General features: G+C 67.2%; 12 protein-coding genes. 2 read left to right on the top strand and 10 right to left on the bottom strand.

Translation table 11 applies throughout. From position 1 onward, the window contains the following. Both AC1DYI_RS18910 and AC1DYI_RS18905 read left to right on the top strand, forming a co-directional pair. The coding region (locus AC1DYI_RS18910) for a hypothetical protein (protein ID WP_477205676.1) at positions 1-235 on the top strand (235 nt) is incomplete at its 5' end. Positions 236-308: 73 nt separating this feature from the next. Beyond that, on the top strand, positions 309-659 hold the full coding sequence (locus AC1DYI_RS18905; protein WP_477205675.1) for a four-helix bundle copper-binding protein: 351 nt from the start codon (positions 309-311) through the stop codon (positions 657-659). 8 nt (positions 660-667) lie between these two features. Here AC1DYI_RS18905 and AC1DYI_RS18900 read toward each other — a convergent pair whose 3' ends face one another. The 10 genes from AC1DYI_RS18900 to AC1DYI_RS18855 form a co-directional block, all read right to left on the bottom strand. Then, a complete protein-coding gene (locus AC1DYI_RS18900; protein ID WP_477205674.1) occupies positions 668-865 on the bottom strand; it encodes a hypothetical protein in 198 nt (65 codons plus the stop codon). A 79-nt stretch (positions 866-944) separates the two neighbouring features. After that, a complete protein-coding gene (locus tag AC1DYI_RS18895; protein WP_477205673.1) occupies positions 945-1400 on the bottom strand; it encodes an MSHA biogenesis protein MshP in 456 nt (151 codons plus the stop codon). A 5-nt stretch (positions 1401-1405) separates the two neighbouring features. Continuing rightward, positions 1406-2266: a prepilin-type N-terminal cleavage/methylation domain-containing protein gene (locus AC1DYI_RS18890; RefSeq protein WP_477205672.1), complete on the bottom strand. Its 861-nt coding sequence runs from the start codon at positions 2264-2266 to the stop codon at positions 1406-1408. Continuing rightward, positions 2266-2718: a type IV pilus modification PilV family protein gene (locus tag AC1DYI_RS18885; RefSeq protein WP_477205671.1), complete on the bottom strand. Its 453-nt coding sequence runs from the start codon at positions 2716-2718 to the stop codon at positions 2266-2268. Before AC1DYI_RS18885 ends, AC1DYI_RS18890 begins: the two co-directional genes overlap by 1 nt. 14 nt (positions 2719-2732) lie before the next feature. Then, positions 2733-3221 (bottom strand): prepilin-type N-terminal cleavage/methylation domain-containing protein, encoded by a 489-nt coding sequence (locus AC1DYI_RS18880; RefSeq protein WP_477205670.1) that lies wholly within the window; start codon positions 3219-3221, stop codon positions 2733-2735. Then, positions 3202-6588, bottom strand: coding sequence for a DUF6701 domain-containing protein (locus AC1DYI_RS18875; protein WP_477205669.1), 3387 nt, complete (start codon positions 6586-6588; stop codon positions 3202-3204). The genes AC1DYI_RS18880 and AC1DYI_RS18875 overlap by 20 nt, the downstream gene beginning before the upstream one ends. 37 nt (positions 6589-6625) lie before the next feature. Further along, entirely contained in the window at positions 6626-6997 is a 372-nt protein-coding gene (locus AC1DYI_RS18870; RefSeq protein ID WP_477205668.1) for a pilin, read from the bottom strand. A gap of 55 nt (positions 6998-7052) precedes the next feature. After that, positions 7053-7514, bottom strand: coding sequence for a hypothetical protein (locus tag AC1DYI_RS18865; protein WP_477205667.1), 462 nt, complete (start codon positions 7512-7514; stop codon positions 7053-7055). A 57-nt stretch (positions 7515-7571) separates the two neighbouring features. Beyond that, positions 7572-8822, bottom strand: a complete 1251-nt coding sequence (locus AC1DYI_RS18860; RefSeq protein ID WP_477205666.1) for a type II secretion system F family protein — start codon at positions 8820-8822, stop codon at positions 7572-7574. 160 nt (positions 8823-8982) lie between these two features. After that, positions 8983-9675 (bottom strand): GspE/PulE family protein (locus AC1DYI_RS18855; protein ID WP_477205665.1); only part of this gene is annotated, 693 nt, incomplete at its 5' end.

Genomic DNA, 9675 nt, shown 5'->3' with positions numbered 1-9675 from the left:
GCTGAACGCCGGCCAGGTGCAACGCGCCGAGATCGAAACGCACCTGAACAAGAAGCTGGCCGAGATCGACGGCCACATCAAGCAACTGCGAAACCTGCGCAAGGAGGTGCAGGCGACCTTGGCGTCGATGAGCTGCCAGCCRCAGACGGAGGTCACCGTGCAGCAGGCCACCGACAAGACGAAGCTGCGCGGGCCGGTACGGCGTTTGGCGGTGTCATCCAGGCGCGCGGCCTGATCGGCGCGTCACTGTGGACCGTGGGCACCGCGCTTGCCGCGCGAGGCGTATCCACCATCCACAGGGGAACACCATGGTCCAGCAAGCCCTCGACGATCTGAGCGTCTGCATCTCCGCCTGCCAGGACGCGATGCGCGCCTGTCTGGAGTGCGCGGCGGCTGATCTGGGCGACGTGAATCCGCACATGGCGCAGTGCGCGCTGATCAACCTCGACTGTGCCGATGCGTGCGACGCGACGCTGAAGGCGCTGGCGCGGCGGTCGATCCACCATGGCGACTTCTGCGCGTTGTGCCAACACCTGTGCCGAGCCTGCGCAGCGGAGTGCGCCAAGCACAAGACCGACCACTGCCTGCGCTGCCGTCAGGCCTGCGAGCGCTGCGCCGAAGCCTGCGGCAAGCACGCGGGCGAGCGCCACACCGCCTGATTCGGGAATCAGCAGGCCAGCGACTTGGGCGGCTCGTGGACCGGTGGTAACTGGTCTGGCGCCATCGGGTCCTGGGCCTTCAGTTCGTCGCTGGGCAATGCGGCCAGCGTTGGCGACGGCGATGGGTCGGGCGGCACATCATGCAGCTGGACCGGCCAGGGCACACTCGAAGTCAGGGCGAGCAGGGTGTCATGTCGGGCGTTCAAAAGAGCTCCTTGCGCGAGGCGCTGCTTGGGAGCAAGAAGCGATCCCGCGGGGCGCGCACGCGCTGGGAATTCAGCCGGGTCAGCTGCTGGCGTGGATCTGCATCCGCCGCTCGACATAGGTCGGGCTGGTGACCCGGCTCGCATCGGGGCAGCTGGTGGTGCTGTTGCAGGCCACGGCGTCGAGCGTGAAGACACGCACCGTCTGCGGCGTGCTGGGCGCCGATTCGCCTTCGTTGTAGAGCGTGGAGTTGCAGGTCACCGTGACCCGCATCCCGAGGTCCGTGCTCAGGTCCAGCGTCTGCGTGCTGCCGGCGCAAGCCGTCCAGCTGCCCTTGAAGGCCTGGTACAGGCCCCACTCGATGCCGGCGCGCGCAGCCTGCGATGCGCGGGCGGCGCCTACCTCCTGCGCACTGCCCATCTGCTGCGCGGTGCTCATGCGCACCACGGCGGCCGACAGTGCGGCCAGCAGCACCAGGACCATGATGGCGGCGATCGCGCCAAGGCCGCGACTGGCATGGCGGAGGGAGCGTGGCATGTGGCTCATGGCACGTTCGCCACGTGGGCGCCGACGACGAGGCCGGCGCTCTCGGAGTTGCGGGTGACCTCGATCTGCATCGAGACGAAGCCGCTTTGTTGCGTGGCGCCCTGGGCCGGGTCGTAAATGAAGCGGCAAGACTTGACCGAGCTGGCCAGCACTTCGCCGCTGGCCGCGCTCGGGCAGGCGCTGGGGTAGGCGCTGTTGAAGCCGTAGTGCGACAGCCGCGCCAGCACGCCCTTGCCGTTGCCCGACGAATCGAGCGTGCCGTCGGCGCCTTCGCAGACGTAGAACACCGCCTGCTGGCTGGTCGGCACGACGACCATTCGGTTGCCTTCATAGCCGGCGGGGAACTGGGTCGAGGCCACCGTCACGCGATGGCGGCCGAAGGCCGCATTGGGCGGCGCCGCGACGGCCGAGATCGTCGCGCGATTGGTGCCGCTGYAGATGTCACCGGGGTTCTGGTTGTCGATCACGACGAAGTCGCCGACGCTGGGCGTGGTCGAGAACGAGATCATCACGTCGAACTGCGTCGTCGCGGCGCTGGTATCCAGCGGCATCGCACCGGCCGTCACGGTGTCGATGTCGCGCCGCAGCCGCGCCCCGGTCAGCGTGGGCACCAGCTCGATGCACTGCGAGCCCGGGCTGCGGATCGAGTTGGGCACCGCGGCGCGGACCTCGTCGCGCATGCGGCGCAAGGCGTTCGTCGCCTGGTGCGACAGCTCGGCGCGGGTGCGCAGGCCGATCCAGCTGTCGAAGGCTGGACGCAGGAACACCGCGAGCGTGGCGGCCAGCACCGCGCCGATCACGATGACCATGATCAGCTCGATCAGCGTGAAGCCGCGCTGCAGCCTGATCTTCATCATCAGCCGAAGTCCGTGYGCCAGCCGACCAGCGTCAGGCTTTGCGAGCCGCGCGTGACGGTGACGGTGATGCGCTTGGCGGCAGCCACACCGCTGAGTGTGGCTGTGGCAACGCCGACGCTGACCGAGTAGCCCGACAGTGCGCTGACCGCGACGCCGTCGACGGTGCAGATCTGTCCGCTCGTGGCGTAGCCGTTGTAGTCCGACACGTCGTTGTACGTGTCGCGCGCGCAACCGGCCGGTGCGCTGTTGGCGGCGGCGGCATAAGGCTTGAGCTGGACCTCTTCGATCATCTCCTCGGCGATCGCCAGCAACTGCTGGTTGATCACCGGATCGGCACTGCGCCCGATCGCGACCGAGAACGTCACCGCCACACCGGCCAGACCGACGCCGAGGATGACGATCGCGATGATCATCTCGATGAGCGTGAAGCCGGTTTGTGATCGGCGTGTCATGGCACGTTGGTGCTTCATCTGACCAACCCAGTTTCACCGCCGACACTGACGCTGCCGACGCCGGTGATCGCCAGCGTACGCGCGCTGGCGGTGTTGCCAGCGCCATCGGTGGTCACCCTGCCATTGGGCTGGAAGTACATCGTGCCGCTGGGCGACAGCGTGAAGGTCGCGGCACCGGGGTTGCTGGTGTAGGTGATGCCCCCGTTGGGGCCGGTCAGTGCGCTGTCGCAGGTGCTGGCGGGGCGGGTGCTGGCGATGCGCAGCGTGACGGCCGTGGCGGTGACATCAGCGCAGACCAGCCGGCGGTGCGATTGCGCCGTCTGGCCGGCATAGCGCAACGCGGCCAGCACCTCGTCGCGTGCGGTGTCGTTGCGCATGCTGACGGCCACGTCGAGCTTGGGCATCGCGACGGCCGCCAGCACGCCCACCAGGATCAGGATGGCGACCAACTCGATCATCGTGAAGCCGGCTTGCGGCCGGTGCTTAGAAGATCTCGCGCACATGGACGGTCTTGCGGGTTTCAGGACTGTAGACGCCGAACGCGGCGCGTGCAGAGGGGTCGCGGTCGTACGTGGCCGCGCAGCTGCCGTGGCGCGTGCGCAGCCAGCTCAGGTTCGCACCGGTGCTGGCCGGGTGGCTCGTCAGGCACGACTGGTCGGCTGTCGTGCTGCCCAGGTTCAGCGCGAGGTCGACGGTGCCGGTCGCGCCGCCGGAAGGTGCGGTGAGCGTCAGCGTGCCGACGCCGCCGCTGATCGTGATCGCCGAGCCTGTGGTGGTCCAGCTGCCGACGTTGCCCTTGTAGTCGCGCACGTTCGACATCGCTAGCGCCGAGGCCGGGATCACGCCGGTGCACGTGGTGTCATTGCTGCTGAGCGCCCACGCCAGGCCACTCCAGTATTCGACGCGCACCGCCAACGCCAGGCTGCTCTTCTCGCTACCGTATCCGTTGGACAGCTGCAGGCGGCCGCTGCGCAGGGTGGTGGTGCCTTCGACGCCGCCGGATGCGGGCTGCGAGTTGACGCTGTCGGTGTCGGTTGCGCGCACCGTCATCGCGGTAGCCGAATAGGTCTGCTTGGTCGTGAAGGTGTAGGCCGGCGTCACGGTGGCCACACCTGYGGTGAACTTGTTGGCCGCCACGCTGGCGACGCTGTCGAAACTGCCCAGGCCGAAGCCGGCATCGCTGAGCGTCGTCGCCTGGGCGAACGTCGGCGTCGTGGCAGCGCTGCCGTCGTAGTTGACGGTCGTGCCACCGCTCAGGTTCTCGGCTGTGATGCGGGTCGTGAACGGCTGGCCCGAGTAGGTGAAGCTGCCCGTGGCGCAGGCCTGCGTGACGGTGGTGTCGAAATGGTGTGGCGTGAAGCGGCCAACGGCGCCGCCAACCCCGGTGGTGCCGGTGGCTGTCAGCCCGCTGGCGAGGTAGTTGCTGAGCGTGGCCGTTAGGTCGCCGCGGCCGACCTCGGTCCAAGCCAGGTTGCTCGCGTTCGCCACGCCGCTGGTGTAGCTGCCGAAACTGCCGCTGAAGACGCCGTCGCTGGCGCCGGCTCCGGTGGGTTGGCGACGGATGAAGGCGATCGTCGGCGCGGCAGGCGTCGTTTCCTTGCCGAAGTTCGGCGTGGCGTTGTTGCTGCTGTTGCGCGCGGTCAACGTGGCCGAGAAGCTGACCCCGGCCTTGATCGACGTGGCCGGCAGGTTGCTGAACGCGAACGAGGCGGGCGCTGCGATGAAGCTGTCGGTGCCTGTCATCACCAGCCCGGCGTCGCTGCCGCTGCCGGTGTAGGTGCCGGTCAGGCTCATCTGGCCCACGTCCGCGTATTGCACGGTGGTGCTGGCGGTACCGGTCGCGTCGAATGCCAGGGTCACCCCCTGGCCAGCGCCACCGCAGGCGACGCCGGTGCCACCCACGCGAACAGGCAACGTGCCCGTGGTCGGGTTGGTGTAGCCGCAGGTGAACGTGATGGCCTTGCTGACGCTGGCGAAGGCGGGCGTGCAGCTGAGCGCGTTGTCGGACTTGCGCACCGCCTTGACGCTGACCGCCTGCGAGGCATCGGAGGCGTGGTCGAGCACGGTGAACTGCAGGCCTGCATCGACTGCGGTGAAGGTGCACAGCGGGCTGCCGAAGTTGCAGCTCGTCGCGTTGCTTGGCGTCACGCTCAGGCTCGAAGCACCGAACACGACAGTGCCAGGTATCGTGACCTGCACATTGGTCGTGGTGGTGCTGGCGCCGGACGCGATGGTGAAGTTCGCGCCGCTGGGCCAGACGACGCTGGGCGTGCCGGTGGCGGTGAGCGTGCCCGTCAGGCCGCCGGTGTAGGCGGTGGCGCAGCTCGCGTCCTGGCAGGCGGCAACGGTCAGCGTGCTGGGCGTGCAGGTCAGGCCGGTGCCGCTGCCGTGGCGGATCTCGACATGGTGCAGCGGCGGCAGGCAGGTGTGCGTCACCGCCATGTCGGCGGCGATCTCGAGCGCGCTGATCTCGTAGTTGTAGACCTTGACCTCGTCCATGCGGCCATTGGCCGAGGCCGATGTCGCATTGGTCGGAATCGCGGTCGTGCGGTTGTCGCCGAGGAACAGCGTGAGCAGGCTCGTGTCGAGCGCGCCGTTGGTGGTGCCGAGGGCCACACCGACCTGCGCGCCGTTCACGTAGATGCGCAAGCTGCTTTGGTTGGTGCCGGCGGCCAGCCGCCAGGTCACCGCGACATGCGCCCAGGCGCCGGCTGCAATGGCCTGCACACTGGATTGCGCGTCGAGCAAGGTGCCGGCGCTGTCCGACAAGATGAATCGCAGCGCGCCCGTGCTCTTGCGCGCCAAGAAGAAGGGTCGGCTGGCGGAGCCGCTGGCGTCCAACAGCTGAGCCTCGGGCGAGCTGACCCACGCGCTGTTGCCGCGGTACCAGAAGCTGATGCTGCCGTCTGCGCCGAGCGCCGAATCGACGTCGATCGATGTATCGATGGCCGAGATGGCGGTGGTGGTGTTGGCCGGGATGTCGACGGCGCGGCAAACGTAGCCGCCGGCGTTGCTGGCGGCCGAGCCGACGCGCACGCCGCCGTAGCCGTTGCCGGTGAAGTCGGATACCTCGCCGGTGTTGCCGGCGTAGCTGTATTCGTCCATCCGGTACTCGGCCAGCCGTGTTGGCGTGCCGCTGGGCACGAACCATCGGATGGCGCTGCCGTTGGCGTTGTAGCCGCTGTTGTACGAGTACAGCGTGTAGTCGGTGTTCGAGACCTGCACGCCGATGGTGGCGTTGCTGCCGGTCGCGTTGGCGTTGCCGTACTGGTACTTGAACTCGCCGTTCTCGTACAGCACGATCTGGAACGCGTACGGCGTGCTGGTGTTGTACTGGTAGACGCTGTTCCAAGAGACCACCAGGCGGCGGTTCGGCGCCGTGCCTTTCTGTTCCCAGGTCACGTTGCCGGACCCTGCGCGGCTCGGGTCCAGGTCGGTCCAGTAGGCCATCATCACCCGCGCGGTGGCGGCGGCGGCGCAACCGCCACCGTAAGCCCCGGCTGCACCGGCCGGCAGGTTGGCGTTGGTGTAGGTGCGGAAGAAGCCGGTGTCGGCGCCGAACTGCAGCATGCCGTTGCTCAGCACCCGCAGCGAGCCGTAGGCGGTGCCGGCAAAGGTGAAGGTGAAGCCGCCGGTCAGCGTGATCGTGGCCTGGTCGTCGTCACCGGGGTATTGGGTGCAGAGCCTGTCCCAGGTGATCGCGTTGGCCGCGGTTTCCCAGGCGTAGGTATCGCTCTTGAAGGTGTAGGTGGCCGCATGGGCCGACAGCGGGAGCAGGAACAGCAGCGCCAGAAGTAAAGAAAGCGCGGCCCGCCATGACAGCGGGGCCGCGCTTTCTTCTTGAGTCTGGCGTACCAGTGTTCTCAGCATGAGCGCACATGATGCCGCGATTTGCGGCATCACGGGGTCAGAGGATGCCCAGGCCGGTGAAGGTCGTCGTGGCGCCACCCGAGGACTGGGTGAGCGTGCAGCTGACAGAGGCGTCGGGACCGATCGCACCAGCCGTGACGGCGTAGCCGGTGGGCAGGCCACCTTGCATGACGCTGCCAACGTCGTTGCAGTCGTCAACAGCCACGCCCTTGGTCGGCGCGACCTTGCGGGCACCGTAGTTGACATTCATCGCCGAGGTGGCGGCGCCGGCCACGCCTTGCAGGGCGGCAGCCTTGGCTTCTGTCGACACGTCGACGAACTTGGGCATGGCGACAGCGGCCAGGACACCGAGGATGACGATAACGACGATCAGTTCAATCATCGTGAAGCCGGCTTGCATACGTTTCATAGTGAATCTCCGAGGAACAAAGTGGGGAAGGGAACAGGACGGGGGGTCGGGTACTTCAGGGACAGGTCGCATCAATCAGCTCGATGCGGGGGACCGCACCCGGCGATGCCGCCTGTGCGTAGATGAACTCGCATGCGCCGGCAACTGCCGTGGGTTTCAGGCTGACCCGCAACGCGGGCACGCCGTCGATCCGATCGGGTTGCCAGTTGATATCGGCTGTTTGGCCCCAGGAATTGACGGCTATCGCTATCCCATCGGCACTGGCGGCGGGCCAACCGTGAATTCCGGCCACTTTCTGGCTCGACATCACCAGCTCGTTGCAGGCTGAATCGCCGCTGGCTGGCAGTTGCGACTCGCAGCGCAGGCGAAACAGGTTGGCGGTGGCCTGGGTGGTGGCCATCAGTGTTTTCAGACGGACCTGCCGCGCGGCCACCCGCGAGTCGGCCAACCGCGGCAGCGCCACCGCGATCAGCACGCCGATCAACAGCATGGCCACCGCGAACTCGAAGAGCGACAAGCCATGCATGCCGGTTGAGCGGGGGCGGCGAAAAGACATGTGCATCCATCGCCGTCGTCAGGAATGGTTGCCCGAGGCGGCACGCCCCAGGTCCCACATGGGCAGGAAGACACCGAGCGCCAGCACCAGCACCAGGGCACCGAGGAAAACGATCAGGATCGGCTCGACCTGCTGGCTCAAGGTCTTCAGCTCGTACTGGACCTCGTTGCTGTACAGGTCGGCCACTTCTTCCATCAACTCATCGATCGCGCCGGTTTCTTCACCGACGCCGATCATCTGCAGCACCACCGGCGTGAACACGCCTGTGGCGGCGGCCGAGCGGGTGATCGATTCGCCGCGCTCGACGCTTTCGCGCATGCCGTCCACCCGTTTGGCAATGAAGGCGTTCTCGACAGTCTGTGAGACGGCGGCCAGCGCGCGCTCGATCGGCACGCCGCTCTTCAGCGCCATCGAGAAGCCGCGGGCAAAGCGGGCCAGCATCGCCTTGCGGACGATCTTGCCGGCCACTGGCATCTTCAGCACGAACTCGTCCCACTTCAGCTTGCCGGCCGGCGTGCGGCGCCAGGCGTTCCAACCGAAGAAGGCGCCGATGGCTGCCAGAACGAGGAGCCAGCCGAAATCGATCGTGAACTTGGAGGTGGCGAGCAGGATCTTGGTCGGCAGCGGCAGCTCGGCGTTGAAGCCCGCGAAGACACCGGCAAAGGCGGGGATCACCATCACGTTGATGACGCCCATTGCAGCCACCATCGCCGCCATCACGAACATCGGGTAGCGCAGCGCTGACTTCACCTGCTGGTGCATGAACATCTCGAACTCGAGATGCTGGAACAGGCGGTCGAACACCTCGTCCAGGCGGCCGGTCATTTCACCGACCCGCACCATGGCGACGAAGAAGCCGTTGAACAGCTGCGACTGCTGGGCGAACGACATCGACAGCTCGATGCCCGATTCCAGGCTGCGCCGCACCTCGGCCAGACAGGCTTTCATGCCGGGGTGCGTGGCCGATTCCTGCAGGCCCAGCAGCGCCCGCAGGATGGGCACGCCGGCGCGCATCAGCGTGTGGAGCTGGCGGCAGAACAGCATCAGGTCGACCGTGGCCACCGGCGGCTGCATCAGGCCTTTCAGGCGCTCCAGCAGCGGCTTCGAAGACCCTTCGGTGATCTCGACCGCGCCGGCTTCCGGCTCGATGCGTAGCGGCGTCACGCCGCGCGAAAAGAGCAGGTCGGCCACGGCATTGGCATCGACCCCTTCGAGGGTGCCGTTGACAGGCCCGGTGGCGCTGCGGCCGGTATAGGCAAAACGCATCATTTGAGACTCAGCCCCTCGTCCGATGAGTACATCGGCCGATCCCCCAAGGGGGCGAGCGCGGACGTGAGGCGTCCAGTGGACGGCTCACGCCAGCGAGCGGCTGGCTCGGGAGCGGCCCAGCGCTCAGCCCGTTTCAGCAGCGTTGATTGCACGTCGTGCCTCATCCGTCCAGCTGCGTGGCCACACGCATCGCTTCTTCGACCGTCGTGCGGCCCTCGGTCGCCAGGCGCACCGCGTCACCACGCAAGGTCAGCTTGCCCATCTGCTTTTTGGCAGCCTTGGCAAAGTCCGTCGGCTCGCCGTGGTTCATCGTCTCGACCAGCTCTTGCGTCATCTCGATGAACTCGTAGACGCCCGTGCGGCCCGAGTAGCCGGTGTCGTTGCAGACCGGGCAGCCGCGGCCATGGCGGAAGCGGTGGCGGTCGACCTCGTCGCCCAGCTCCAGGCGCAGCCATTCGTGCTGGTGCGGGTTCGGGGTGTAGTCTTCAGAGCACTGGCTGCAGATCACGCGCACCAGCCGCTGCGCCAGCACCATCGCCAGCGACATCGCGACCATGTAGCGCGGCACGCCCATGTCGATCAGCCGCAGCGGCGTCGAAGGGGCATCGTTGGTGTGCAGCGTCGACAGCACCAAGTGGCCGGTCAGCGCGGCGCGCAGGCCGATCTCGGCGGTGGTCTGGTCGCGCATTTCGCCGACCAGGATCACGTCCGGGTCTTGCCGCAAAGCGGCGCGCAGCACCCGGCCGAAGCTCAGGTCGATCTTTTCCATCACCTGCACCTGGTTGATGCCAGCCAGGCGGTACTCGACCGGGTCTTCGACGGTGATGATCTTGCGTTCGTTGTCGTTCAGCTC

It is taken from the genome of Ideonella sp. P3_A4, assembly GCF_056403075.1.
Note: the sequence above shows the minus strand (reverse complement) of the source record. Positions and strands in the feature narration are given on the sequence as shown.

Bases quoted from the DNA above. Each gene is read 5' to 3' on its own strand.
- AC1DYI_RS18905 (WP_477205675.1), top strand. From the start codon at position 309: ATGGTCCAGCAAGCCCTCGACGATCTGAGCGTCTGCATCTCCGCCTGC.
- AC1DYI_RS18895 (WP_477205673.1), bottom strand. From the start codon at position 1,400: ATGCCACGCTCCCTCCGCCATGCCAGTCGCGGCCTTGGCGCGATCGCC.
- AC1DYI_RS18880 (WP_477205670.1), bottom strand. From the start codon at position 3,221: ATGTGCGCGAGATCTTCTAAGCACCGGCCGCAAGCCGGCTTCACGATG.
- AC1DYI_RS18870 (WP_477205668.1), bottom strand. From the start codon at position 6,997: ATGAAACGTATGCAAGCCGGCTTCACGATGATTGAACTGATCGTCGTT.
- AC1DYI_RS18860 (WP_477205666.1), bottom strand. From the start codon at position 8,822: ATGATGCGTTTTGCCTATACCGGCCGCAGCGCCACCGGGCCTGTCAAC.